The sequence below is a fragment of the Providencia sp. PROV252 genome (genome assembly GCF_033676005.1).
In the GTDB taxonomy this organism is placed as follows: domain Bacteria; phylum Pseudomonadota; class Gammaproteobacteria; order Enterobacterales; family Enterobacteriaceae; genus Providencia; species Providencia vermicola.
In genome coordinates this window covers 3,931,409-3,956,730 of the sequence record NZ_CP096294.1, presented here as the reverse complement: position 1 = coordinate 3,956,730, position 25,322 = coordinate 3,931,409, and the positions used below count along the sequence as shown (strand labels likewise).

Here is a 25,322-nt window from a genome sequence, read left to right as displayed (position 1 = left end):
AACTTAATAATTGTTTTAATTATTAAGTGATTGGTACATCTGTCGTCTTTTTATAGGAAAATATAAATGAAATTAACTAAAATTGCATTAGCTACAATTATCGCTTCTTCGTTTGGTATTGCTAATGCAGCACCTGTAGACCAAGGAAGTGGTATCATCAACTTCACTGGTAAAGTTATCAATGCACCTTGTTCAATCCCAGGTGATGGTACAATTAACGTTGACCTTGGCCAAGTTGCTAATAAAGTATTAGAAACTGGTAATAAATTTAGCCAAAGCGTTCAATATAATATTCAATTAGAAAACTGTGATTTAGGTGAAGTTAAAGATGCTTCAGACACAGTTATTTTCCCTGCAGTTAGCAAAGTTAAAGTGACTTTCACTGGTACGCCAGATACAACGGCAAAAGAACTGTTAGCAAATACAGGTACTTCTAAAGGTGTTGGTGTTCGTCTGATTAATGCTGATGGCGCAACAATGAAAGTGGGTGACACAAGTGTTGAATTGCCATTAGCTGACGGCCCTAACAAATTAGCATTTAGTGCACGTGTTGAAGCAAATGGTAACAAAGTAGAAACTGGTAGCATCATTTCTCAAGCGACTTACGCTTTAAATTACCTCTAATCTATACCTTAAATAACAGGCATATTTTTGCCTGTTATTTTCCCTTTTTATTTTGATTTTTTATCTTTTTGACAGGGAACATCATGTCTTTATTGCCTCAGTTTAAAATGAATAAAATATTATTTTCTATTGTATTGGCATTTTCTTTTTCAGGAATGTCCAATGCAGTCGAATTTAATATGAATATTATTGATGCAAAGGACAGAGACAATATTGATTTAAGTCAGTTTTCAAATCCTGATTTTATCCCTGCTGGTGAATATCTTACGGATATTACACTGAATGGTAGGAAATTAGCGGGTCAACATCTAATTAAATTTATTGAAGAGAGTAAAGATAATTCAACACTCTGTGTTACACCAGAGATGGTCACTCTTTTTGCATTAAAAAAGAAAGTTCAGGAAGAACTTCTGCAAAATAATAATAACCAGTGTGTTGAACTATCTAAAAAGCTAGATATTCACTATCGATTTGATAAAGAGAACCAGAATATCTTATTTTCTATTCCTCAAGCTTGGTTAGAATATGATGATCCGTACTGGGTTCCGCCGTCCCAATGGGAAAATGGAATCGCAGGCGCATTTCTCGACTACAACCTGTTTTTAAATTACACCTCCCCTAAAAATACCAGTGAAACATTTAGCGGTAGCAGTAATGGTACGGCTGGCGTGAACTTAGGTGCTTGGCGTTTCCGTGCAGACTATCAGTATCAATATAATCGTTCTCAAGGAAAAACGAATGAACGATTTGATTGGACTCAGCTTTATGCATTTCGTGCATTACCTGAAATGGGCGCAAAAGTTTTACTTGGGGAGTCTTATTTAAAAACAGATTTGTTTGATAGTTTCCGTTTTATTGGGGCATCTCTCTTTAGTGATAATCGTATGCTCCCTCCTTCATTGCGTGGTTATGCACCACAGGTGACGGGTATTGCTAAAACCAATGCCATGGTGATTATTTCACAAAATGGGCGTGTCATTAAACAAGCTAAAGTGGCACCTGGTCCCTTTAATATTCAAGATATTACGGAAGCAGTACAAGGTACGTTAGATGTGACCATTGAGGAAGAGGATGGCTCAAAAACGACTTATCAAGTGACGGCGGCATCATTGCCATTTTTAACGCGCCAAGGGCAGCTTCTTTATAAATTGACGATGGGGCAGTCGGATCCGTTTGGGCGTTCTCAGAAAGTCGAGCCACGGTTTATTGCGGGTGAATTATCTTATGGGTTATTTGGCAATACCTCCATTTTTGGCGGGTTAATTGCCACTGTCGATAATAATAATTATCAAGCCGTCAACCTGGGTATTGGGCAAAACATGAATGTGTTTGGGGCAATATCGCTGGATATTACGCGTACCCATGCAAATTTAGATCATTTTGGTTCTTATTCAGGAAACAGTTATCGTCTGAATTATTCGAAACGTTTCGAATCCACCAACTCACAAGTCACTTTTGCGGGCTACAAATTCTCTGAAAAAGAATTCCTAACCATGCCGCAATATATTGATGCTGCTAATGGTGTTCTTGATTTTAGGCGTGATAAAAACGTGTATACCGCTTCTTTTAACCAATACATTAGCCCATTGGATTTAACGGTTTACTTTAATGCCTCACACCATCAGTTTTGGAGCAGTGAGTCGACAACAAACTTTGGAATGAGCCTGAGTAAACTGTTTAGTGTTGGGCAGCTTAAAAATATTTCAGGAACATTGTCTCTCAATAAAATTAAATACGAAGAAACCGATGACAATCAAATTTATCTGTCATTTTCAATTCCGTTAGAAAATGGTGGATCAGTGAGCTATGACGCCCAATACGCAGATAATGATCATAACTTTGGGCAATCTGTCGCCTATTACAGCCCAAATGAGCAAAATAATTACTGGAGTATGCGAGTAGGTGGCGATCAGCATGAACTCGGGCGTGCAGAACCGAATATTAGTGGTAGCTATCAACGCTCTTCCCCATATGGCGTATTAAATGTTAACGCAACGGAAAATGTGAATTCTTATCGCGCCTTTGGTGGGAGCTGGTATGGCTCTATGACAGCCACTAAATATGGTGCTGCGATGCACCGTAATGGCACAAACAATGAACCGCGCGTCATGATTGATAGCGATAACGTTGCGGGTATTTCTATTGATAATGGCGAGTCCGTCACCAACCGCTTCGGTATCGGTGTTGCAACAAGTTTGAACAGTTTTTCAAACTCGGATGTGTACATTGATATGAATACGTTACCCGATGATGTTGATGTGAATGACAACATTATTGGGAAAACATTAACTGAAGGCTCAATTGGTTATCAAAAAATAAAAGCGAACCAAGGGAAACGTATTTTAGCTGTGATCCGTTTGAGTAACGGTAATTATCCACCTCTGGGGACGAGTGTCATCGAAGTGAATACCTCTAGGGAAGTTGGCATTATCGCAGACAGTGGTGTCGCTTATTTGACTGGGATAGACCCAGATGAAAGTTACATTGTTAAGTGGGCAAGTGGTACAAATCAATGTCGCTTGAACTTACCGAATATGACTGAAAAGAATCAAGGTAAAGTCTTGATCCCTTGCCAATAAGGAATGATGTATGAGTAAAAAGTATGCAGTTGTTTTTGGGTTTTCATTAATCTTTGCTGGCATGCAAGTCGCCTCTGCGGCAATTAATATTGATCGCACCCGTATTATTTTTCCAGGCAAAGATAAATCGATTAGCTTAGTGATTAATAACCAAAGTAAAACAATGCCGTATTTGGCGCAATCATGGATGGAAGATGCGAAGGGGAACAAAGTCTCAGAGCCTTTTACTGTTTTGCCACCTATGCAACGTGTTGAGCCGAATGCAAAAAACCAAATTAAAATTATTAAGACTGAAGGGATTGATACATTGCCTCAGGATAGGGAATCGCTGTTTTACCTGAATGTGCGTGAAATCCCTCCTGTTTCAGATAAAGAAAATGTGGTGCAAATTGCGATTCAGAGCCGTTTAAAAATGTTTTATCGGCCACCTCAAATTGAAAATAACAGCGATAAAGTGTGGGCGAAAGAACTGAAGTTTACGCATTCTGGTAGTCAGTTGCTCATTGAAAATCCAACGAAATACTACGTCACGTTGGGTTATTTAAGTCACAACAATAAGAATAACTTTCCAGGTTTTGAGAGTGTCATGGTAGCGCCATTATCAAAAGAAAGTGTTTCTGTACCAAGTGCAAGTTTTAGCCAACTTTACGCGGGATATATGGATGACTACGGCGGAATGAAAATGTTGACGTATCAGTGTGCGGCATCGATATGCCAGCTGTCAAAAGAAAGCCAATAGGATTTTAGAGATGAGAAATTATTGCTTTTCAATAGGTTTTTTCATGCTATCCCTGTTTGGGAGTCATGCATACGCAGACAGCAGCATGATGCGAGGCGACCTCAATTTTACCGGTAATGTCGTGGCTTTGCCTTGTAAAATCACGCTTTCCTCGATGGATCAAAATATTGAACTAGGCCCAATTTCTCTTAATTATTTCAATGAGATCGGAGATAGAAGCCCTAAACATGAGATCAAATTGAAATTTGATGACTGCATTTTCCCAAAGCGGGATCGTGATGACCGGGATCCTGTCGTTAGGATCATGTTCATTTCAGAACCCACAGCGAGTACTGACCGTAATTTATTTGGTGGTAAAACAATTTTAAATGGTTATGGCATTCGTTTGCTGGATAAGCAGGGCAATACAATCCCAAATGGTGAATATCGAAATTACCCAGTTTATTTCGATGATAATCAACAGATTGTGATTTATTCCATGTTGGAAAGCTATCTTTCAAGAAGTGAATTAACAGTGGGTAATATTAAAACGCAAATTACCTTAAATATTACCTATATATAAAGGTGTATAAATTATGATACACAAGTTTATTAAGCAGTATGGGTTCTACTTTTTATTCTTATTTGTTTTTATCAGCCCAAAGACATTTGCATTGGATTGTGTTGAAAAAGGGACGGGGGTTGTGATTAAACCACCTGTTCCTGTAGGGCAACTTGCTATACCAGCGGATACCCCTGAGGGAACGATTATTTGGCAATCAGACCCACTGACCGTTACGGTATATTGCGATAACGTATTGGGAAACATGGTTGACGTTGTTCATATGTATTTTAACCCGACATCACAAAAGTTAGGGACAGGTTTGTTACTTGGAGCGAACTATCAAGGTGAACAACTTGAACACGACCAGCAAAAAGTCAGTTTAGGCACACCACCGATTAGCGGTAAGCAAAATGTCACCGTGACGGTGACGTTTACTTTATACATCAAAGTGACAGGAGTGGTTCCACCATCAGGCAACTATTTGGGTGATAACCAATTTACCGTTTTCCAATTTGATGGAAGTGGGGGGATTAATACCACTCCAGGGGCTAAAAACTTACGCTATTCTATTTCAGGGCTTCAAGGGATCCGCTTTTTAAAATGTGGCGCCGATATCAAGGTTTTTCCTGAATCTCAGCAAATTGACTTTGGCCAATTGATGATCACAGAGCTTAATCAAGGTAAAGAGTTTAAAAAGGATTTTCAGGTTCAAGCGGTAAAAAGAGGGTGCTTGGATAATTTCTCCATGAATATCAATTTTGAAACCACGGATCCACTTAATGGTGAGTATGCAATTGATTTGAAAAATGGTATGAACCTTGTGATCAAGGACGATAAAAACAGCGACATTAAGTTTAATTACTTCCAGTTTTTCGGTAGTTTACCGCAAGGAAGTACATCAGTAACTCGTGATTACAGTGCGACGGTAAAGAAAACGGGCACAGTAAAAACAGGTGGCTTTCAAGCATCTACGATAGTTCGTATTAATTATTATTGATAGAACTAGGGAATAAAAAAGAGCAGGCAACATGCCAGCTCTTTTATTTTACATTGCTCATTGGCGACACTAACTAACTTCAGCTAGCGTATTCCGTTGGTACAGTGCAATGGCGCTATTTTATGCATTTTTGGCAATTTGTATTCTGAACTTGCTCAAAGAAGTTATTTCCCTTGTCATCAACAAGGATAAAAGCAGGTAAACCTTCAACTTCCATTTTCCAAATCGCTTCCATACCTAATTCTGGATACTCTAAGCAATTCAAACTCTTAACATATTCTTGCGCTAAGATTGCCGCCGAACCCCCGATGCTACCTAAATAGAAACCACCGTGTTTTTTACACGCGTCAGTAACGGCTTGAGTACGGTTCCCTTTTGCGAGCATTAACATACTACCACCATGGGATTGGAACAGATCAACGTAAGGGTCCATACGGTTACCCGTTGTTGGGCCTAATGAGCCAGATACCATGTCTTCAGGTTTCTTGGCAGGTCCTGCGTAATACACCATATGGTCTTTGAAGTATTGCGGTAACTCTTCGCCGTTATCTAAACGTTCTTTGAGCTTGGTGTGCGCAATATCACGCGCGATGATCAGTGGGCCACTGAGAGAAACACGGGTCGATACAGGGTGTTTACTCAATTCCGCCAAAATATCTTTCATTGGACGGTTAAGGTCGATATGAACCACTTTTCCTTCAGTTTGGGTACGCATTGATTCAGGGATATATTGCGCTGGATTATGTTCCATTTTTTCCAGCCATAGGCCGTCTTTGGTTATTTTTGCCTTGATATTACGGTCTGCTGAGCAAGAAATGGCTAAACCGATCGGGCAAGATGCACCATGGCGAGGTAAACGTACAACGCGGACATCGTGAGCAAAGTATTTACCGCCAAACTGTGCACCAAAACCAAGATGACGAGAGGCTTCTAATAACTCATTTTCTAGCTCAATATCACGGAATGCACGGCCATATTCATTACCTGTTGTCGGCAAATTATCATAGTATTTTGCAGAGGCCAGTTTTGCTGTTTTTAGCGTTGTTTCCGCTGAAGTTCCACCAATAACAAAAGCAATATGATAAGGCGGGCAAGCCGTTGTTCCCAGATTGCGCATTTTTTCAATTAAGAAATTTTTTAGCTTAGCTGGGGTTAAGGTTGCTTTTGTTTCTTGATAAAGCGCGGATTTATTAGCAGAACCGCCACCTTTATTGACGAACAGGAAGTGGTATTCATCACCTGTGGTCGCAAAGATATCAAACTGTGCGGGCAGATTAGTGCCAGTATTCACTTCGTTAAACATATCTAGCGGGGCATTTTGAGAAAAACGTAGGTTTTCGTGTTGGAAGACGTTATAAATTCCACGAGAGAGATACTCTTCGTCATCGCAATCCGTCCAAACTTGCTGGCCTTTTTTCCCAACCACCGCAACGGTTCCTGTATCTTGGCAGTTTGGTAAAATACCTTTTGCGGAAATTTCAGCGTTACGTAGCAACTGCAGTGCAACATATTTGTCATTTTCGCTAGCTTCTGGATCATGCAAGATAGCCGCAACTTGCTTCTGGTGTGCGGCTCTTAGGAAGAATTGCGATTCATAAATTGCCCGTTCAGCAAGCAGTGTTAATGCTTCGGGGTCAACTTTTAAAATGGGTTTCCCTGCGAATTGCTCGACGGAAACATATTTATCAGAAACATGGGTATATTCAGTTTTATCCTCAGATAGCGGATAAGGTTCTTGATAAAAAAACTCTTTATTAGCCATTTTGCTCACTCACATATTAATTTCAGTGGAATATCCAAAAAATAATCACCCGTAGGCTTGTGCTTATTCTTTAATAAATTCAGTACAAAGGAACAAAGTAAAATTTATAAGTGTAATTATGAAACGAAAATCACAAAAGAAATCACGAAAAGAAACAATTTAGGCTGAAATTATACCAATTTGGCCATTATATTCAAAGGGATGCGGTTGATAATATGATGTTGGTTAAAGTTATCGAGATAAAAACCACTTCACGATAAAAATTAGATATAAATCACATAAAATTATATTTAATGATGTTTTTCTCTTTATCATTGTAATTATGAATTATTAGTTTTTAAGTATTTCATTAGGATAAATTACATTTCCAGTTGTTTTAGTAAGTTTAAACGATTCAGTTTTTGATAATTCTATTTTAATCAGTGGGATATTTTATGAGTTTGTAGCAAGATATATTCCTCATATCTTAATTTAAGAAATAATTAAATTTTAAATGAATTTAATTATTCATCTATTAGCGACTAACTTTGTGAATTGTAAGGTATTTAGCTTAAGGGAGGAACTTAGATGTATAAGGGAAACCTATAGATAACGGCATAGTAACAATATATATCGCTATGTTGCTTATTTTTATCAAAAAACAGTTTTATTTATTGTGAATTCATAATGAAAGGCAAACGAAGTGTCGAAAATGGCTTTCAATTTATAAAAACTGTGTTTATCATGCAGGGCTCAATGAATTTGAAAAATGGCGCTACTGGTTTTGGGCTTTGCTGGGGAAAATTATTTACTCAAAATAATTCCAGTGATATGTAGGCCGCAAATGATGGCATCTCGATGAGCATACATAAGTATGTGGTTCGAATGGCAGCGTGAAGCGAGCACCCATATCACTTGAGGTATGAAGAGAGTAAACCTCCGACAAGCTTATACAGTCTTTAACGGTGGCGGTTCTATCTGCATTATTCCTAGGGATAGAGTGTATTATAAATGACTGAGACAACCTCTCTGACACCACTCGTCGAATTAAAATCTTTAAATAAAGGTTTTGATGGCAAACAAATTATATCTGAACTTGACTTAACCATTCAGAACGGTGAGTTTTTGACCATTCTGGGGCCTTCTGGTTGCGGTAAAACGACGGTTTTACGTCTTATTGCTGGGCTGGAAGATGTCGATGATGGTCAAATTATTCTTGATGGTCAAGATATTACGGATATTCCAGCGGAACAACGTTTCGTGAATACCGTGTTCCAAAGCTATGCTCTTTTTCCTCATATGACGGTTTATGACAACGTCGCTTTTGGCTTACGTATGCAAAAAACGCCTGCAGCCGATATTCAAAAGCGCGTTGATCAGGCACTGCGTATGGTGCAATTGGAAGATTTTGCGCAGCGAAGGCCGAATCAACTCTCTGGCGGGCAGCAGCAGCGTGTGGCAATCGCCCGTGCCGTGGTGAATCGCCCAAAAGTCTTATTACTGGATGAATCATTGTCTGCGCTGGATTACAAACTGCGTAAGCAAATGCAGAATGAGCTAAAAGCCCTTCAGCGGAAACTGGGAATTACCTTTATTTTTGTTACCCACGACCAAGAAGAAGCCTTAGCAATGTCTGACAGGATCATCGTCATGCGTGAAGGGAAAATTGAGCAAGATGGTACACCTCGTGAAATTTATGAGGAGCCTAAAAACCTATTTGTTGCTCAGTTTATCGGTGAAATTAATATTTTTGATGCGAAAGTGTTGTATCGCATTGATGAAAAACGTATTCGTGCCAATGTTGAAGGCCATGAGTGCGATATTTTCACTGAGCTCTCAGTCAAAGAAGGGCAGCATCTTAATGTACTTTTGCGCCCTGAAGACTTACGTGTTGAAGAAGTGAATGATGCAGAAAATCATCCAGGGCTGATTGGTTACGTGCGTGAACGTAATTATAAAGGCATGACTTTGGACTCTGTGGTTGAGATGGAAGACGGCAAAATTGTCATGGTGAGCGAATTCTTTAATGAAGACGACCCCGATGTTGACCACTCCTTGAATCAAAAAGTTGCTGTAACTTGGGTGGAAAGCTGGGAGGTCGTGCTGGATGATCATTCGTAAACACAAGATCCTGCAAAATGTGATCATCACTGGGATTGTCGCTTGGCTGGTCTTGTTCGTTTTCTTGCCAAATGTCATGATCATCGGAGCCAGTTTTCTAACACGCAGTGATACCAATCTAGTGGATCTGATCTTCACATGGGATAACTACATCCGTTTATCCGATCCCATGTACGCAGAAGTGATGCTGCATTCACTGAATATGGCCTTGATCGCGACATTCTTTTGCCTTGTGATCGGCTATCCATTTGCATTTATTTTGGCGAAATTACCCAAACGCATCCAGCCACTTATGTTGTTTTTGTTGATTGTTCCGTTTTGGACGAATTCGCTGATCCGTATTTATGGTTTGAAAGTTTTTTTGAGCACCAAAGGCTATCTGAATGATTTTTTGCTGTGGATTGGGATTATTGATAAACCGATTCGTTTAATGTACACCCCAGAAGCGGTTGTGCTTGGGCTTATTTATATCTTATTACCTTTTATGGTGATGCCGCTGTATTCGAGTATTGAGAAATTGGATAAGTCATATTTAGAAGCAGCTAGGGACCTCGGCGCTAATAAATTTCAGACCTTTGTGAAAATCATCATTCCATTAACGATGCCAGGTATTATTGCAGGGTGTTTATTGGTTTTATTGCCTGCGATGGGGCTGTTTTATGTCGCCGATTTAATGGGCGGCGCGAAAAACCTCCTAATTGGTAACGTGATAAAAAGCCAGTTCCTCAATATTCGTGATTGGCCATTTGGTGCCGCAACCAGTATCTTCCTGACGGTGATGATGGGGCTGTTGCTGTATGTGTATTACCGAGCGGCTAAGCTTTTGAATAAAAAGGCGTATGAAGAATGATCGGGCGTACTTTGCGGGGTGGCTTTATGGCCATCGTCTATGCGTATCTTTATATTCCAATCATCATTTTGATTGTTAACTCCTTCAATGAATCGCGTTTTGGTATTCAGTGGCAGGGTTTCTCAACAAAATGGTATGAACTTTTAAGTAATAACGACAGCTTATTAGAAGCGGCGGGGCACTCATTAACCATGGCGGTGTTATCCGCCACATTTGCCACTGTGATTGGCACATTAACGGCGGTTGCGCTATTTCGTTACCGTTTTCGCGGCAAGCCCTTTGTGGGGGGAATGTTGTTTGTGGTGATGATGTCCCCCGATATCGTGATGGCAATATCGTTATTAGTGCTGTTTATGATTTTGGGTGTTTCATTGGGTTTTTGGTCGTTGCTGTTTTCGCACATTACCTTCTGTCTGCCTTTTGTAGTGGTAACGGTATATGCGAGGTTAAAAGACTTCGATGTAAAAATGCTGGAAGCCGCGCGGGATCTCGGAGCGGGTGAATTTACTATTTTACGTAAAATTATTCTGCCATTGGCGCTCCCTGCGATAGTTGCGGGTTGGCTGCTTAGCTTCACATTATCGATGGATGATGTAGTTGTGTCGTCGTTTGTGACGGGGCCAAGTTATGAAATTTTACCGTTAAAAATCTACTCAATGGTCAAAGTGGGCGTCTCCCCCGAAGTGAATGCGCTGGCAACGGTGCTACTGATTATGTCGCTGGTACTTGTTTGCTTAAGCCAATGGGTAATGCGGGATAAATACGGTAAAAAAACGCAGTAACAAATGACAGGATGGCACGGCACTCTTGTTTTGTCGTGCTTTTTAAATGCCATAAGGCGAGAGGGTGGGCTCCAATTGAGCCTATAAGATATCACCCCTAAATCATTCAAGTTACAGCTTGATGCAGGCAGGGATAAAAACACGTTGTTGAGGGAAACTCAGTCATGAAAAAATGGTCCTATCTACTGGCAGCAGGCTTAATGGCTGCAAGTATTGGCACGGCGACTGCCGCTGACGATAACAAAGACGTACTGTATTTCTATAACTGGACAGAATATGTTCCCCCTGGTTTATTAGAGCAATTTACCAAAGAAACGGGCATCAAGGTGATTTACTCCACCTATGAATCCAACGAAAGCATGTACACTAAATTGAAGACCTATAAAGATGGGGCTTATGATTTAGTTGTACCATCCACTTACTTTATTGCGAAAATGAGTAAAGAGGGGATGCTGCAAAAGATTGATCAAAGTAAATTAACCAACTTTAAAAACCTCGATCCAAATTTAATCCACAAAGAATTTGACCCAAATAATGACTATTCTGTGCCTTATATTTGGGGCGCAACAGGTATTGGCATTAATGGTGAAGCCGTTGACCCAAGCTCTGTCACATCATGGGCAGATTTTTGGAAGCCTGAATATAAAAATAGCCTATTGATGATGGATGATGCACGGGAAGTATTCCAAGTCGCATTAAACAAACTGGGTTATTCAGGCAATACCACTGACCCGAAAGAAATTGAAGAAGCCTATCAAGAGCTGCAAAAATTGCGCCCGAATATCTTAGCCTTTAACTCGGATAACCCTGCCACACCGTTTATTGAAGGGGAAGTAGATGTAGGGATGTTATGGAATGGTTCCGCATTTGTCGCAAGGCAAGCAGGCTTACCGATTGAGGTGGTGTGGCCAAAAGAAGGCGGTATCTTCTGGATGGATAGTTTAGCTATTCCTGCCAATGCGAAAAATGTTGAAGGGGCTCATAAACTGATTAACTTCTTATTACGCCCTGAAATTGCGGCACAAGTTGCTGAATCAATTGGCTATCCAACCCCTAATTTAGCCGCTAAAAAGATGTTACCTGCAGAAATTGCTAACGACCCATCTCTTTACCCAAGTGAAGAGGTATTGAAAAAAGGCGAGTGGCAAAGCGATGTTGGGAATACCAATATTCTGTACGAAGAGTATTTCCAAAAGCTAAAAGCTGGCCGTTAATGGTTTAATAAATAAAAGGCGCAATTTTATGCGCCTTTTTTGTTTCAATAAGTTGTGTACGCGATAACTTATTTGCTCACAGCGTTATGGGCAACAAACTGAGCAAAGGTATCCGCCCACGGTTGTAAGAAATCTTTGCTTTTCGGTGAAATATTGCCTTGCTCATCTACCATACCGTCATACCATTTCAGGTAACATTCAGGTTGGTTCATGGTTGGCATATTCAAAAAGGCAAGGCTGTTGCGCAGGTGTTGTTGGGCAATTGCCGTGCTGATATTACCGATGGAAACACCTAAAACCCCCGCAGGAATTGCATTCCACGAGTTATCTCCCCAAGGGCGAGAGCCTTGGTCAATGGCATTTTTTAATACACCAGGAATAGAACGGTTATATTCAGGGGTGGCAAAAATAATGCCGTCACAGGCTTTAATTTGAGATTTAAAATTGGCGACAACAGGAGGCACATTTTGGTCAGCATCTTGATTGTAGAGAGGAAGGTCGCCAATGTTGATAAATTTGAATGAGAAATTTGCAGGGAATAACTTAATGATGGCTTTAGCGACGGTTAAATTATAAGAATCCGCACGTAAGCTACCCACAATAACACCAATATTATATTGTTTTGACATGGTAAAACCTCTTCTATCGACGGTTAGTGACGAATGTGACAAATAATTTGTACTTTGTCAGAATTTTATTTTACATCCATTATTAAACATCATAACCCGAATTGGCGCAAAACTAAGTTAAATTTGAAACTAGCCAAAGCAGAGGTGCAAAATAATTTTAAATTATCAATTAATTACGGGGTTATAGCCTATCTAAAATGGATATTGTGAGTCCCATTCCACTATTTTGATTTAACCTTGAACAAAACAGGGTTACTTGATTTGGGTCAAAATGAAACATACCGACTGGTCGGTATCATCCATTACATGAACAAAACAGCGCAGCACAGAAAAAAAGATCCCGTCAAACTTCAAGTGGAGTTATTAAAAGCGGCTCGCATAATTGCGGGTAGGGACGGCATTTCTGCATTATCCCTTAATGCGGTTGCACGGGAAGCGGGTGTCAGCAAAGGGGGGCTGATGCATCATTTCCCAAGTAAGCAAGATCTTATCCATGCGCTATTTTTGCAATTACTGAGCATTATGGATGAGCGTATTAGTTTCATTATGGAAAATGACATCAATACTTATGGGCGTTTTTCCCGTGCATATTTGCACTATATTGGCGAGCTTAAAGAATCAGATGAAAGTTTTCAGCTCGCGTTATTGTCGTTGGCCATGCCAAATGAGCCTGTATTGCGCAAATGTTGGCGTAATTGGGTGCTGGGTCATTTAGCAAAAGGTGACTCGTTCGATAACAGCTATTTAGGGGCGCTAGTGCGTTATGGCGCAGACGGCTTGTGGTTGTCATCATTAACAGAGGGTGAAACGTTATCAAAACAAGAGCGTGATGCCATTGTGAGTCGTTTAACGGCGATATCGTTTGAAAAGCTACCTTAATATGGATAAGTAAACACCGAAAATACCGTCATTAATATAATAAAAACATGGGGCGCCAATGAAATATAAAATCAATGCCTTCATTATATATGATGCAGTCGATGGCACTTTGTCTTTGAAAGAAGACGAGGTGGATACGCAATTGTCTATTACCGCCAATGCACTGCTTTATTATTTTATCCAAAATAGGGGTGTGGTATCCCGTGATGATGTATTAAAAGCAGTGTGGGATGATAATGGATTAGTTTCATCCAACAGTAATTTAAACCAATATTTGAGTTTATTAAGAAAAGCATTTCGCCAGTATGGTATTGAAAATATCATTATCACGGTGGCCAGAGGGAGATTGGAATTTAATTCAGAAGTGACGCTAGAACGTTTGAATGATGCTAAAATGCACCCTGCTGAATTTATTAAAAACTTGAGTGAGATAGATGCCGCTGAAGTTGTATTATCACCCATTATTGACCCCTCTTTAATTGAACCAGAAACAATCTCAATATCCCCCGTTAAAAGCCCTGAGCCATTAACAAAGGCAAAAAAAGAAATGTGTTGGTATTTCGCCAGTGGTGCATTTTTGCTGTGCTCTATCTTGTTATTAATTATGGCTTATTTATCAAATCAACCATCTCAACCGATTAATATGACGGTGCTGGAGCATGCTAACTGCGATGTGCTTTCAAATGAAAAAATGATTAATGGCACCGTCGCACAAAATTATGTGCAAAATTTTGACAAGGTGAGAAATAACTTAAATCTTGCCTGTGTAGAAAAAGAGCGATTTGTTTTCTTTTATGGGGATAAATTACAAACTAATGGATTAGGCCGTGTGTTTTTAGCCCACTGTGCCGTAAATGAAGACAATCCTTTTAGCTATTGCGATAACTATTTCTATTATTCTTGGAAGCCATCATGAAAATATCTGGGAAAGTATTATGTTTACTGAGTGCTTTGCTGTTTATTATGGTGGTGATTTACACACAATCGGTTTTATTTTCCAATAAACAAGATGGATTAATGGTGTGTTCTACCAAAGGCATCATGCGCTTTGAAAATATGAAAGATGAAAACGTTAATGGCAATATTCATTTCAATTTTGGTGCGAATGGAAAAGGGTCTATTGTTGTTGAAGGCTATACAGACTCTAAAGCAGGGTGGCTGTATTTACAGCGCTATGTGAAATTTAATTATACGACCAAACGGGTTTCCCCAACGGAACGCCATTATAATATTAGCCAATGGGAATCGAGCGCCTCTTCCATTGATGAATCCCCCGATGTGATTTTTGACTACTTTATGCGAGAAATGTCAGATAGCCATGATGGCTTATTTCTTAATGCCCAAAAGTTGAATGATAAAGCGTTGTTATTAAGTTCAATTAACTCTCCTCTTTATATCTGCACATTAAAACCTGGCAGTAAATTTGACTAACAAAATACAGACCTAGGGCATTCAAGTTGGCCTATCATTTTGTGTGTTTTCCCGTTCTAACCGTCTTTAACTGTCTTTGAAATGGCTTACATCTTCAGTGTTATTCATAGGCTTCTTAGTGTGAACTGCTTGCCTCAAATAAGCACACTTTCCTGAGTACCTTAATATAAAAGAGCTTCTTTATTTGCGAGTAAAGCTTATAAGCCAGTGAGCCACCCCACAGTTATCATTGTGTAAATTACCCCTTGGTATCAGCTTAATAATATCCTGTTAACAATCCTACCTGATTAATCCGTAATCTATTTTTCGTGTTTTTTATTCACCAGACAGATGCGTGAATTTTTCGTTTTTTCAGCATTGATATGTGAATTTAGGGGCTAATAAATCTAATTTTTAGTTAAATATTCTAAGTATCTTCATGTTGTGGATTTATATTTTGTTTTTATTTTTCACCTCTATAGTGAATTTGAAGCCAAAGGCTGCGTTCAATTAATCACCGCGCAGACACTGTTGGCGTAAATGATTACCTCGGTTCTTCAAGAAACATGTATTCGGACACATCAACTTAAAGAGCGCGGTAAAGAAAAATGAAGAAGGCTTCTCGGAGGAAACAACAATGGGTGATGCATTAGGTCTTATCGAAACTAAAGGTTTGGTGGCTTGCATCGAAGCGGCGGATGCAATGTGTAAAGCCGCAAACGTTGAGCTAATCGGTTATGAAAATGTGGGTTCAGGTCTCGTCACCGCAATGGTTAAAGGCGACGTTGGTGCAGTCAAGGCGGCGGTTGATTCAGGTGTTGAATCTGCTCAGCGTGTTGGTGAAGTCGTGACATCACTGGTCATTGCGCGTCCACATAACGATATCAACAAAATTGTGATTAAACATAAGGCATAACTTTTTCCGGAGGAAAAAACATGGGTGACGCATTAGGTCTTATCGAAACTCAAGGGTTAGTGGCATGTATTGAAGCGGCTGACTCGATGTGTAAAGCCGCAAATGTTGTGCTGATTGGTTATGAAAATGTTGGGTCAGGTTTAGTGACGGCAATGGTGAAGGGGGATGTCGGTGCGGTAAAAGCAGCGGTTGATTCAGGTGTTGAATCGGCTTCTCGCGTTGGCACTGTTGTGACATCTCTGGTTATTGCTCGTCCTCACAGCGATATTCAGAAAATCGTCGCCCAGTATAAAGTCTCGGAATAAAAAGGAAATTACTTATGAAAGAAGCACTTGGACTAATTGAAACTAAAGGTTTAGTGGCCTGTATTGAAGCCGCTGATGCCATGTGTAAAGCAGCCAACGTCGAACTGATTGGTTATGAAAATGTCGGTTCAGGGTTAGTGACTGCCATGGTGAAAGGCGACGTCGGTGCAGTTAACGCAGCGGTGGAATCTGGTGTTGAAGCCGCAAAACGTGTTGGCACCGTAGTGACATCACGCGTTATCGCAAGACCACATAACGATATCGGCAAAATTGCGCAGCAACATAAAGCCTAAGCTGTTGGCTGATAAGTAAATAAAACAACAAGTTAATTAGTTAATTTTGGCTCCGATACGGGGGAAGACATGGTTGCATTAGATAAAGATCTGCAATCCAGACAACTGGCAAGAGAGCTAGTTAGAAACGCGAAACAAGCGCAGAAAGTATTCGCGACTTTTTCGCAGGAAAAAATCGACAGTATCGTTAAACACATCGCGATTGAATCAGCTCTTCACGCTGAAGAGCTGGCGAAAATGGCCAATGAAGAGACAGGTTTTGGTAAGTGGCAAGACAAAGTCTTGAAAAATACCTTTGCTTCAATGCGTGTCTATGAACACATTAAAGATCTCAAAACCGTTGGCATCATTAATGATGACAAAATCAACAAAGTCATGGATGTAGGCGTTCCGTTAGGGGTGATCACGGCATTGGTGCCATCGACAAACCCAACATCGACCATCATCTACAAAACGTTGATTGCCTTAAAAGCAGGTAACGCCATTGTCTTCTCCCCGCATCCTAATGCCAAAGCCTGTAGTTTCCGTACGTTAGACATTGTTAAAAAAGCGGCATTAGAGGCTGGCGCACCCGCAGGGATCGTTGATGGTGTCACAATGTTGACCCTTGAAGCGACCAAAGAGCTGATGCACAGCAAAGATGTTTCCTTAATTTTAGCGACTGGCGGGGAGGGCATGGTGCGTGCAGCGTATGCATCGGGTACGCCAACAATCAGTGGCGGTCCGGGTAATGGCCCTGCCTTTATTGAGCGCAGCGCCAATATCAAACAAGCCGTGAATGACATTATCACCAGTAAAACGTTTGATAACGGGGTTATTTGTGCGTCAGAGCAATCAATTATCGTCGAACGTTGTATTTATAACGAAGTGCACCGCGAGCTGTTAGCGCAAGGCGCTTACTTTATGAATGAAGACGAAGCGAAGCGTATGGCGTCAATGTTATTGCGGGCAAATGGCACTATCAACCCTGAAGTGGTTGGGAAAGATGCCATTACCTTGAGCCAGCGTGCAGGGTTTAGCGTACCTGCCAATACGCGTGTGCTTATTGCCTTACAAGACACCGTTTCACCGAAAAACCCCTATTCGCGTGAAAAACTTTGCCCAATCTTAGGGATGTATATCGAAGAAGATTGGCAATCTGCTTGCCATCGTGTGGTGGATTTGCTGACTAATGAAGGCTTAGGCCACACATTGGTGATCCACACCCAAAACGAAGATGTCATTCGTCAATTCTCCCTTGAGAAACCTGTTAACCGTATTTTGATTAATACACCTGCGGCACTGGGGGGCATTGGAGCAACAACCAATATTACGCCTGCATTAACCTTAGGTTGCGGTGCAATCGGTGGCGGTTCGAGCTCAGATAACGTCGGGCCAATGAACTTACTGAACATTCGTAAAGTGGGTTATGGCGTGCGTTCTATTGATGATTTAAGGCAGCCAGCACAGCCGTGCCCAGTTGCTCAGCCTGCGGCTTCAACCACAGTGAATCAATCGCAAATCAGTATTTTAGATGATGACCGTTTTCGTCAGCCAGTGACGGCTTCTGCACCTGTTTCTCATGTAGCAGACAACCGTTTTAGCACGGCGGAAATTACGCAAGCTGTTGTTTCGCAAGGTGATATCACCGAAGAAAATGTTGAGCAAATCATTAAGGCCGTTCTCGGTCGCCTAAATAAGTAATTCATTGAAATAAGGCGGTATAAACCATGATTTTGGCAAAAGTAATCGGACATGTTGTCGCAACGCAGAAATGCCAAGAACTTAGCGGAAGCAACTTATTGATGGTCGCTGCGCTGGGGGATGATCTTGAACCGTTGAAAGACCGAACGTATGTGGCGGTAGACAGCGTCGGTGCAGGTATCAACGACATTGTGTTAGCTGAAGAGTACTTCGCGTTGAACAAAGACAAATACAAAGCCATGTCAGTGGTTGCCATTGTTGAAAAGGTTTATACCAAGGAGTAAACAACAGCATGAACCAGTTTCTCATTAAACCGCGAGTTCAATTTGGTGCTAATGCACTGGATTTTATCTCACAAATGCAAGCTCAGCAGGCTTTTATCGTGACCGATAAAGCCATGGTGAAATTTGGCTTAGCAGAGGAAGTCACTCGTCGGTTAACACACTCAGGCATTGCGTTTTCAATGTATGACGATGTCCTGCCAGACCCTGATATTTCAGCCATCGTAAAAGGCATGAAAGTCATGGACGTGCAATATCCCGATGTGGTGATTGCACTGGGTGGCGGCTCAGTGATTGATGCGGCGAAAGCGATTATTTACTCCTTATGGCACACGAAAAGCGACGCCAATCGGGCAAAACCGCAGTTTATTGCAATCCCAACAACCAGCGGCACAGGCTCTGAAGTTACCTCATTTTCAGTGATTAAGTCCCACTCTGAAAAACTGGTGCTAGTGGATGAGTTTATGTTGCCCGATGTGGCGATCCTCGACCCTGTTCTCGTGAAATCCGTGCCTGCGTCGATTACCGCAGATACAGGGATGGATGTGCTTTGCCATGCATTAGAAGCGTATGTTTCCCGCACTGCATCTGATTTTTCTGATGCGCTAGCGGAAAAAGCGGTGCAGCTGGTTTTCGGTCACTTAATTGACTGCTACCGCGAAGGTGGCAATTTGCTTGCTCGCGAAAAAATGCATAACGCCTCTTGCATCGCAGGAATGGCATTTACCAATGCTTCCCTTGGGATCACGCACAGTTTAGCCCACGCATTAGGCGGTGTATTCCACATTCCACACGGCCGAGCCAATGCGCTATTGATGGCACATGTGGTGGCATTTAATGCCGAGTTAGAAGGGCGTTGTGATAGCGAAGCCGCAAAACGTTACGCTCATCTCGCGAAAAACTTGAATTTACCCTCTTCAACAATACGTGAAGGCGTTGAAAGCTTAATTATGGCAATCAACGTATTGAAAGATGAAATGAATATGCCAAAAGGCATTCAAGCCACAGGCATTAATGAAACCGATTTTAACGCCCGTTTAGGGGAAATGGTGGGGCAAGCACTGCGTGATAGTTGCACTCCGACCAATCCACGGGATGTGAACCAAGTGCAACTTGAAACGCTATATCGGCAATCTTTTTAACAGCCGCAAGCTGTTAGGTGATGAACAACAAACTAGAACGAACATCAGGATAGGCTAACATGACTAAATATGCTCTGACCCCACGCGTAAAAATGCTGGCTGAACGCTTAAGTGCCCGCAATAGCTCAATTATTACTGAACGTGCCAACATTTTAGAAGCACTGGAAAACCAACTTTCGGGTGCACCGCAGGCAATAAAACCTGCTCAACGTTTTTATGAATTTATCCGTCATTTCCCTGCGTTTATTGCGCAAGATGAATTGATTATTGGTAGTCAATCGTCCACACCGCGTGGCGCGATTTTCTTCACTGAAAACGAAATTCACAGCAACAGTATTTACACCTTCTTAGCAGGGGATAGCACCGTTGATGCCCCTGACTATTTAGCGGTACTGAACATCGGTTTTTTAGAAATTAAATCCCAATTGGAAAACCGAGTCAGAAACATCGGTAGTGCAGTCAGTCGTAATAGTATTGATGAGGCAAATAATTGCCGCGCTGCAATTTATGCATGTGATGCAGCAATTCATTTTGCACAATCCCTCGCGTCAAAAGCGGAAAGTATGGCAGCGGTGGAATCAAACCAATATCGCCGTTTAGAACTGCAAGAAAGCGCGGCGATTTTACGTAATGTTCCTGCCAAACCTGCACAAACCTTTAAAGAAGCTTGCCAAGCATTCTATTTATTGCAGCTTATTTTACATCTGGAAAATGGCAGTTACGCGGTTAACCCAATGGGCTTCGACAAAGCGGTTTATCCGTTCTACCAACGGGACATCGAGCAAGGCCGTTTAACACCAGCCCAAGCGTATGAAGTGGTTGAAAGTTTATGGCTGAAATTGGCTGAGCTTTCTGAAGTGCGTTCGACAAAAGTGGTGGATGGCTACCCAATGTTTGATGCATTAAAAGGTGGCGTATATTTAACCGACCCTCACGTATGCATTAATGAATTATCCGCCATGATGTTATCGGCTCATGAAAATATCATGGCCGTCAATAATGGGTTAAAAGTCCGCTTATATTGCGGCCAAGCAAGCACGCAACCGCAATACTCTGCGCCGAATGCCAGCTATGTTGCACCGTCTGCACAAGCTGAGACAGAATTTAAAGTAATGGAAGGGCTGACCCCGCGTTTACAACGCCTGCGTAACCGCTATTTAGAAGCGCGCCCAAGTGTTTCTATCTACCGTGCTTTAGCCTTTACTGACGTTGTCAAAAATAACCCAGGTTTACCGCCGATTTTACTGCGTGCAAAAGCATTCCGTCGCGCATGTGAAACCGCACCAATCTTAATCCAACCAGAAGAATTAATTGTTGGGCATCCGTGTGGTAAGCCACGTGCTGGTGCATTCTCCCCAGATATCGCATGGCGCTGGGTGGTTGAAGAGCTCGACACCATGAGCACACGCCCACAAGACCCATTTGTTATCTCTGAAGAAGACAAAAAAGTCATTCGTGAAGACATTGCACCGTTCTGGGAAGGCCGCTCATTAGATGAAATCTGTGAAGCACAATACCGTGAAGCGGGTGTGTGGGAGTTTAGTGGCGAAACGTTTGTCAGTGATTTGTCTTACCACCAAATCAACGGTGGGGGTGATACATGCCCAGGCTACGATGTCTTGTTATTCACCAAAGGCATGAATGGGATCAAAGCGGATGCACAGGCGAAACTGGCTGAGCTTAGCATGGAAAACCCAGAGGATATCGACCGTATCTATTTCTACAAAGCCTCTATTGAAACTTGTGAAGGTGTTGTGTCTTACGCGCACCGTATTGCAGAACATGCTCGTGAGTTAGCCGCAAAAGAAACAGACTCAAAACGCCGTGAAGAGTTATTGACTATCGCACAAGTAAATGAAAACGTGCCAGCAAATCCGCCTGTGACCTTGCAAGAAGCCCTACAAAGCATTTGGACAGTAGAATCCCTGTTTGAAATCGAAGAAAACCAAACGGGTTTGTCTTTAGGGCGCCTCGATCAATATTGCCTGCCAATGTATGAAAACGACATCAAAACAGGCCGTTTAACACAAGACCAAGCGCTGGAAATGATGCAGGCGTTTATCATCAAATGTGCTGAATTAATGTGGATGTCCAGTGAGTTAGGCGCGAAATATTTTGCGGGTTACCAGCCGTTTATCAACTTAACAGTAGGCGGGCAAAAACGCTCGGGGGGCGATGCGTGTAATGACCTAACTTATTTAATTATGGATGCGGTGCGTTTCGTTAAGGTGTACCAGCCATCACTGGCTTGCCGTATCCATAACCAATCACCACAAAAGTACATGGAAAAAATTGTCGATGTCGTTAAAGCTGGTATGGGCTTCCCTGCCTGCCACTTCGATGACTCCCACATCAAAATGATGTTACGTAAAGGTTTTGACTTTGAAGATGCGCGTGATTATTGCTTGATGGGTTGCGTTGAACCTCAAAAATCAGGCCGAATTTATCAATGGACTTCAACAGGTTACACCCAATGGCCAATCGCGATTGAGTTTGTCTTAAATCGTGGGCGCATGGTGCTGTTTGATAGTTACCAAGGCTTAGATACAGGTGAACTGCGTGACTTGAGAACTTTTGAAGATTTTGACCGCGCAGTGAAACAACAAATCGCTCATATCGTCCGATTATCCGCGGTCGGTACGGTGATCAGCCAACGAGTACACCGTGATGTTGCACCAAAACCATTAATGTCTTTGCTGGTGGAAGGCTGTATGGAAAAAGGGAAAGACGTTGCCGCAGGTGGTGCGATGATTAACCACGGTCCAGGTTTGATTTTCTCTGGTCTTGCAACCTACGTCGATTCAATGGCAGCCATTCGTAAGCTGGTTTATGAAGACAAACGTTATACCCTTGAACAAGTACGTGATGGCCTATTAGCTAACTTTGAAGGCTATGACGAACTGCGCCGCGACTGCTTGAACGCACCAAAATTTGGTAACGATGACAACTATGTTGACCAGTATGCGCTGGATATTACGGAGTGGACAGAGCGCGAGTGCCGCAAATACGACATGTTGTATTCCACACTTAGCCACGGAACCTTATCGATTTCGAATAATACTCCAATCGGGGAATTAACCGCAGCGAGTGCGAATGGACGTTTAGCTTGGATGCCATTATCAGATGGTATCAGTCCAACGCAAGGTGCGGATAAACAAGGCCCAACCGCCATCATTAAATCCATCAGCAAGATGAATGTTGAAACAATGAACATTGGCATGGTGCATAACTTTAAGTTCTTAAAAGGCTTGTTGGATACGCCTGAAGGCCGCCACGGCTTAATTACCTTGCTAAGAACGGCTTCTATTTTAGGAAATGGCCAAATGCAATTTAGTTATGTCGATAATGAAATGCTGAAAAAAGCGCAGCAAGAACCTGAAAAATATCGTGATTTAATCGTTAGGGTCGCAGGTTACAGTGCTTACTTCGTCGAACTCTGCAAAGAAGTTCAAGATGAAATTATTAGCCGTACTGTGATTGAGAAGTTCTAAATCGATATCGGCAGGTATGGCAACATACCTGCCACTTCATAATAAAAACGATAAATTTTTCAATGTGTTGAGGTGTGATGATGAGCGCTGCAGATATTAAAGGTCGGATATTTAATATCCAAAAATATTCCATTTATGACGGTGATGGTATACGCACGCTGATCTTTCTTAAAGGGTGCAATATTCGTTGTCCCTGGTGTGCTAACCCTGAGGGATTAAGCAGCCAGTTTCAAGTGATGTTTTCCCATGATAAATGCGTCAATTGCGGTAAGTGTGTCGATGTTTGCCCAACAGGTATTCATTACAAAACAACCAATGAGCAAGGTGAACAAATTCACCGTGTTAATCGCAGCATTGATTGTATTGGTTGTCGTAAGTGTGAAGAGGTGTGCATTGGCGGTGCGCTGGACATTATGGGCAAAGATGTCACGGTTGCCGAAATGATGGAAATCATCATGCAAGACTATGATTTTTATATTTCTTCTGGTGGTGGTGTCACGATCGGTGGTGGGGAAATGAGTCTACAAACCGATTTCGCCGTTGAACTGCTGCGTGAATGCAAAAAAATGATGATCAATACCGCGGTAGAGACCCAAGGGACAACATCATTAGCTAACTATGAAAAGCTCGCTCAAGTCGTCGATTTATTTTTGTATGACATCAAACACATCGATAGCGTACAGCATAAAAGTATCTTTGGTATTGGTAACGAAAATGTGCGCCAAAACCTTGAAAGACTTATTGAATTAGGTGCAAACGTGGTGGTGCGGATGCCGTTGGTGCGTGGGTATAACGATTCGTATGACGCAATCACTGGGGCCATTGAATACGCGATGGCGCTATCCAAACGCGGCAATGTAAAACGTATCGATATTCTACCTTACCACCAGTTGGGACGCGGTAAATACGACAAACTGGACATGATTTATCCAGTAAAACAAGACCCAACCTATAGCGCAGAAGAACTCGATCAATTGGAAGCGTTCTTTAAACAGTTTGATTTTGATATTCGACTGGTTCGTCACTAAGTAGGAGAGACAGATGAAAAGTTTAGGTGTTATTGAAACGCGGGGACTGACATCCGCGATACAGGCAGCTGATGCGGCGTGTAAGGCCGCCAGTGTAGAAATTGTCGGCTATCGTAAAATTGGCTCTGGCTTAGTATCCGTTTGTTTTCAGGGGGAAATCAGCGCAGTGCGCACCGCCGTTGATCACGGTATTGAGGTGATCAGCGATAATCAATTATGCGTAGGCTCACTCGTGATTGCACGCCCTGAAGAAAGTGTAATTACAAAATTATTAACAGTAAAAAGTAAAAAGGGCGAGTTAGAAAAAAGTGTCGAACAAGCTGAAAAGCTGCAAGAAAAGCTTGTGGTTGAGGAAAAATCTGCACCAGAGGTGACGGAAAATAGTATTAAAGAGCCTAAAAATGACCTGCGCAAAGGTAAAAAATCATGATGAATGAGCAATTGATGGGCAAAATTTTGTCTCGTCTTTCAGCATACAACCCAGCGAATGGAATGCAATCTGCTATAGCAATCCCAGTGGGGGTATCTAATCGCCATGTACACCTTTCGCAGCAGGATGTCGAAGCCTTATTTGGTCAAGGTTATCAACTCACGCCGTTTAAAGATCTCAAGCAGCCAGGGCAATTTGCGGCGAAGGAATGTGTAATGGTTGTTGGGCCAAAAGGCTCAATCAGCAAAGTCAGAGTGTTAGGCCCTGTGCGCCCAAAAAGCCAGTTAGAGGTTTCGAAGGCCGATTGTTTTGCTTTAGGGATTAAAGCCCCCGTGAGGGAATCAGGGGATTTAGCCGATTCAGGTAGTGCATTGTTAATCGGCCCAGCTGGTTATGCAAACCTTGAATCTCAAGTGATTTGTGCACAACGACATATTCATATGAATACGATAGATGCCAGAGCATTAAACGTGGTGAATGGACAAAAGGTCAATATTCGTACGGAAGGTGAGCGTCGTTTAGTATTTGATGAAGTTGTTGTGCGTGTAGATGAGCGCTTTTCTCTTGAGTTTCATATTGATACTGACGAAGCCAATGCAGCGGGTCTGCGCAATAATGACAGCGTATTTATTGTTGGTTAAGGG

At 41.8% G+C, this 25,322-nt stretch carries 24 protein-coding genes; 22 read left to right on the top strand and 2 right to left on the bottom strand.

Features of this window, described 5'->3' with window-relative positions; translation table 11 throughout:
• Nucleotides 1-66: 66 nt before the first annotated feature.
• The 5 genes from M1F05_RS18240 to M1F05_RS18220 all read left to right on the top strand — a co-directional run bounded on the left by M1F05_RS18240 (nucleotide 67) and on the right by M1F05_RS18220 (nucleotide 5,483).
• Nucleotides 67-624, top strand: a complete 558-nt coding sequence (locus M1F05_RS18240) for a fimbrial protein (RefSeq protein ID WP_206083425.1) — start codon at nucleotides 67-69, stop codon at nucleotides 622-624.
• An 83-nt stretch (nucleotides 625-707) separates the two neighbouring features.
• A complete protein-coding gene (locus M1F05_RS18235; RefSeq protein WP_206083426.1) occupies nucleotides 708-3,203 on the top strand; it encodes a fimbria/pilus outer membrane usher protein in 2,496 nt (831 codons plus the stop codon).
• Between the two features lie 10 nt (nucleotides 3,204-3,213).
• Nucleotides 3,214-3,942, top strand: a complete 729-nt coding sequence (locus M1F05_RS18230; protein WP_206083427.1) for a molecular chaperone — start codon at nucleotides 3,214-3,216, stop codon at nucleotides 3,940-3,942.
• Nucleotides 3,943-3,985: 43 nt separating this feature from the next.
• Nucleotides 3,986-4,504, top strand: a complete 519-nt coding sequence (locus M1F05_RS18225) for a fimbrial protein (RefSeq protein WP_206083428.1) — start codon at nucleotides 3,986-3,988, stop codon at nucleotides 4,502-4,504.
• Nucleotides 4,505-4,517: 13 nt separating this feature from the next.
• Entirely contained in the window at nucleotides 4,518-5,483 is a 966-nt protein-coding gene (locus tag M1F05_RS18220) for a fimbrial protein (protein ID WP_206083429.1), read from the top strand.
• A gap of 115 nt (nucleotides 5,484-5,598) precedes the next feature.
• On the opposite strand, the gene M1F05_RS18215 is transcribed toward M1F05_RS18220, so the two are convergent.
• Entirely contained in the window at nucleotides 5,599-7,245 is a 1,647-nt protein-coding gene (locus tag M1F05_RS18215; protein WP_206083430.1) for a fumarate hydratase, read from the bottom strand.
• 990 nt (nucleotides 7,246-8,235) lie between these two features.
• Between M1F05_RS18215 and potA the strand changes: the two genes are divergently transcribed.
• From potA to potD, 4 genes are all read left to right on the top strand, one after another.
• Entirely contained in the window at nucleotides 8,236-9,345 is a 1,110-nt protein-coding gene (gene potA / locus M1F05_RS18210; protein WP_206083431.1) for a spermidine/putrescine ABC transporter ATP-binding protein PotA, read from the top strand.
• On the top strand, nucleotides 9,332-10,195 hold the full coding sequence (potB, locus tag M1F05_RS18205) for a spermidine/putrescine ABC transporter permease PotB (protein ID WP_206083432.1): 864 nt from the start codon (nucleotides 9,332-9,334) through the stop codon (nucleotides 10,193-10,195). Before potA ends, potB begins: the two co-directional genes overlap by 14 nt.
• Nucleotides 10,192-10,977 carry a spermidine/putrescine ABC transporter permease PotC gene (gene potC, locus M1F05_RS18200; RefSeq protein WP_206083433.1) on the top strand — a complete coding sequence of 262 codons (786 nt, stop codon included), beginning with the start codon at nucleotides 10,192-10,194 and terminating at the stop codon, nucleotides 10,975-10,977. The genes potB and potC overlap by 4 nt, the downstream gene beginning before the upstream one ends.
• 164 nt (nucleotides 10,978-11,141) lie before the next feature.
• Nucleotides 11,142-12,191: a spermidine/putrescine ABC transporter substrate-binding protein PotD gene (gene potD, locus M1F05_RS18195; RefSeq protein WP_206083434.1), complete on the top strand. Its 1,050-nt coding sequence runs from the start codon at nucleotides 11,142-11,144 to the stop codon at nucleotides 12,189-12,191.
• A 68-nt stretch (nucleotides 12,192-12,259) separates the two neighbouring features.
• Here potD and M1F05_RS18190 read toward each other — a convergent pair whose 3' ends face one another.
• Nucleotides 12,260-12,820: an NADPH-dependent FMN reductase gene (locus M1F05_RS18190; RefSeq protein ID WP_206083435.1), complete on the bottom strand. Its 561-nt coding sequence runs from the start codon at nucleotides 12,818-12,820 to the stop codon at nucleotides 12,260-12,262.
• Nucleotides 12,821-13,126: 306 nt separating this feature from the next.
• Between M1F05_RS18190 and M1F05_RS18185 the strand changes: the two genes are divergently transcribed.
• The 13 genes from M1F05_RS18185 to M1F05_RS18125 all read left to right on the top strand — a co-directional run bounded on the left by M1F05_RS18185 (nucleotide 13,127) and on the right by M1F05_RS18125 (nucleotide 25,319).
• A complete protein-coding gene (locus M1F05_RS18185) occupies nucleotides 13,127-13,699 on the top strand; it encodes a TetR/AcrR family transcriptional regulator (protein ID WP_206083798.1) in 573 nt (190 codons plus the stop codon).
• Between the two features lie 58 nt (nucleotides 13,700-13,757).
• Nucleotides 13,758-14,615 (top strand): transcriptional regulator, encoded by an 858-nt coding sequence (locus tag M1F05_RS18180; RefSeq protein ID WP_206083436.1) that lies wholly within the window; start codon nucleotides 13,758-13,760, stop codon nucleotides 14,613-14,615.
• On the top strand, nucleotides 14,612-15,130 hold the full coding sequence (locus M1F05_RS18175; protein WP_206083437.1) for a FidL-like protein: 519 nt from the start codon (nucleotides 14,612-14,614) through the stop codon (nucleotides 15,128-15,130). The genes M1F05_RS18180 and M1F05_RS18175 overlap by 4 nt, the downstream gene beginning before the upstream one ends.
• Before the next feature lie 616 nt (nucleotides 15,131-15,746).
• Nucleotides 15,747-16,025, top strand: coding sequence for a BMC domain-containing protein (locus tag M1F05_RS18170; RefSeq protein ID WP_004249182.1), 279 nt, complete (start codon nucleotides 15,747-15,749; stop codon nucleotides 16,023-16,025).
• A gap of 20 nt (nucleotides 16,026-16,045) precedes the next feature.
• Nucleotides 16,046-16,330, top strand: a complete 285-nt coding sequence (locus M1F05_RS18165) for a BMC domain-containing protein (protein WP_206083438.1) — start codon at nucleotides 16,046-16,048, stop codon at nucleotides 16,328-16,330.
• A gap of 14 nt (nucleotides 16,331-16,344) precedes the next feature.
• Nucleotides 16,345-16,623, top strand: a complete 279-nt coding sequence (locus M1F05_RS18160; RefSeq protein WP_006658501.1) for a BMC domain-containing protein — start codon at nucleotides 16,345-16,347, stop codon at nucleotides 16,621-16,623.
• Nucleotides 16,624-16,692: 69 nt separating this feature from the next.
• On the top strand, nucleotides 16,693-18,306 hold the full coding sequence (locus M1F05_RS18155) for an acetaldehyde dehydrogenase (acetylating) (RefSeq protein ID WP_206083439.1): 1,614 nt from the start codon (nucleotides 16,693-16,695) through the stop codon (nucleotides 18,304-18,306).
• Between the two features lie 26 nt (nucleotides 18,307-18,332).
• A complete protein-coding gene (locus M1F05_RS18150) occupies nucleotides 18,333-18,590 on the top strand; it encodes a EutN/CcmL family microcompartment protein (RefSeq protein ID WP_206083440.1) in 258 nt (85 codons plus the stop codon).
• Between the two features lie 8 nt (nucleotides 18,591-18,598).
• The gene (locus M1F05_RS18145) at nucleotides 18,599-19,729 is read left to right on the top strand and encodes a 1-propanol dehydrogenase PduQ (RefSeq protein ID WP_206083441.1); all 1,131 of its coding nucleotides are present in this window, start codon (nucleotides 18,599-18,601) and stop codon (nucleotides 19,727-19,729) included.
• Between the two features lie 59 nt (nucleotides 19,730-19,788).
• Nucleotides 19,789-23,220, top strand: a complete 3,432-nt coding sequence (cutC, locus tag M1F05_RS18140) for a choline trimethylamine-lyase (protein ID WP_206083442.1) — start codon at nucleotides 19,789-19,791, stop codon at nucleotides 23,218-23,220.
• A 77-nt stretch (nucleotides 23,221-23,297) separates the two neighbouring features.
• Complete coding sequence (gene cutD / locus M1F05_RS18135; RefSeq protein ID WP_206083443.1) at nucleotides 23,298-24,248, top strand: choline TMA-lyase-activating enzyme; 951 nt, start codon at nucleotides 23,298-23,300, stop codon at nucleotides 24,246-24,248.
• A gap of 13 nt (nucleotides 24,249-24,261) precedes the next feature.
• Nucleotides 24,262-24,678 (top strand): BMC domain-containing protein, encoded by a 417-nt coding sequence (locus M1F05_RS18130; protein WP_206083444.1) that lies wholly within the window; start codon nucleotides 24,262-24,264, stop codon nucleotides 24,676-24,678.
• Nucleotides 24,675-25,319 (top strand): phosphate propanoyltransferase, encoded by a 645-nt coding sequence (locus M1F05_RS18125; RefSeq protein ID WP_206083445.1) that lies wholly within the window; start codon nucleotides 24,675-24,677, stop codon nucleotides 25,317-25,319. Before M1F05_RS18130 ends, M1F05_RS18125 begins: the two co-directional genes overlap by 4 nt.
• Nucleotides 25,320-25,322: the final 3 nt, after the last annotated feature.

Excerpts from the sequence above, each read along its gene's own strand:
- M1F05_RS18130 (WP_206083444.1), top strand. The coding sequence starts at position 24,262 with ATGAAAAGTTTAGGTGTTATTGAAACGCGGGGACTGACATCCGCGATA.
- potB (WP_206083432.1), top strand. The coding sequence starts at position 9,332 with ATGATCATTCGTAAACACAAGATCCTGCAAAATGTGATCATCACTGGG.
- M1F05_RS18175 (WP_206083437.1), top strand. The coding sequence starts at position 14,612 with ATGAAAATATCTGGGAAAGTATTATGTTTACTGAGTGCTTTGCTGTTT.
- M1F05_RS18150 (WP_206083440.1), top strand. The coding sequence starts at position 18,333 with ATGATTTTGGCAAAAGTAATCGGACATGTTGTCGCAACGCAGAAATGC.
- potD (WP_206083434.1), top strand. The coding sequence starts at position 11,142 with ATGAAAAAATGGTCCTATCTACTGGCAGCAGGCTTAATGGCTGCAAGT.
- M1F05_RS18190 (WP_206083435.1), bottom strand. The coding sequence starts at position 12,820 with ATGTCAAAACAATATAATATTGGTGTTATTGTGGGTAGCTTACGTGCG.
- M1F05_RS18240 (WP_206083425.1), top strand. The coding sequence starts at position 67 with ATGAAATTAACTAAAATTGCATTAGCTACAATTATCGCTTCTTCGTTT.
- M1F05_RS18230 (WP_206083427.1), top strand. The coding sequence starts at position 3,214 with ATGAGTAAAAAGTATGCAGTTGTTTTTGGGTTTTCATTAATCTTTGCT.
- M1F05_RS18160 (WP_006658501.1), top strand. The coding sequence starts at position 16,345 with ATGAAAGAAGCACTTGGACTAATTGAAACTAAAGGTTTAGTGGCCTGT.
- M1F05_RS18155 (WP_206083439.1), top strand. The coding sequence starts at position 16,693 with ATGGTTGCATTAGATAAAGATCTGCAATCCAGACAACTGGCAAGAGAG.
- potA (WP_206083431.1), top strand. The coding sequence starts at position 8,236 with ATGACTGAGACAACCTCTCTGACACCACTCGTCGAATTAAAATCTTTA.
- cutD (WP_206083443.1), top strand. The coding sequence starts at position 23,298 with ATGATGAGCGCTGCAGATATTAAAGGTCGGATATTTAATATCCAAAAA.
- M1F05_RS18185 (WP_206083798.1), top strand. The coding sequence starts at position 13,127 with ATGAACAAAACAGCGCAGCACAGAAAAAAAGATCCCGTCAAACTTCAA.
- M1F05_RS18165 (WP_206083438.1), top strand. The coding sequence starts at position 16,046 with ATGGGTGACGCATTAGGTCTTATCGAAACTCAAGGGTTAGTGGCATGT.
- M1F05_RS18170 (WP_004249182.1), top strand. The coding sequence starts at position 15,747 with ATGGGTGATGCATTAGGTCTTATCGAAACTAAAGGTTTGGTGGCTTGC.
- M1F05_RS18225 (WP_206083428.1), top strand. The coding sequence starts at position 3,986 with ATGCTATCCCTGTTTGGGAGTCATGCATACGCAGACAGCAGCATGATG.
- M1F05_RS18180 (WP_206083436.1), top strand. The coding sequence starts at position 13,758 with ATGAAATATAAAATCAATGCCTTCATTATATATGATGCAGTCGATGGC.
- M1F05_RS18125 (WP_206083445.1), top strand. The coding sequence starts at position 24,675 with ATGATGAATGAGCAATTGATGGGCAAAATTTTGTCTCGTCTTTCAGCA.
- M1F05_RS18220 (WP_206083429.1), top strand. The coding sequence starts at position 4,518 with ATGATACACAAGTTTATTAAGCAGTATGGGTTCTACTTTTTATTCTTA.
- M1F05_RS18145 (WP_206083441.1), top strand. The coding sequence starts at position 18,599 with ATGAACCAGTTTCTCATTAAACCGCGAGTTCAATTTGGTGCTAATGCA.
- M1F05_RS18235 (WP_206083426.1), top strand. The coding sequence starts at position 708 with ATGTCTTTATTGCCTCAGTTTAAAATGAATAAAATATTATTTTCTATT.
- potC (WP_206083433.1), top strand. The coding sequence starts at position 10,192 with ATGATCGGGCGTACTTTGCGGGGTGGCTTTATGGCCATCGTCTATGCG.
- cutC (WP_206083442.1), top strand. The coding sequence starts at position 19,789 with ATGACTAAATATGCTCTGACCCCACGCGTAAAAATGCTGGCTGAACGC.
- M1F05_RS18215 (WP_206083430.1), bottom strand. The coding sequence starts at position 7,245 with ATGGCTAATAAAGAGTTTTTTTATCAAGAACCTTATCCGCTATCTGAG.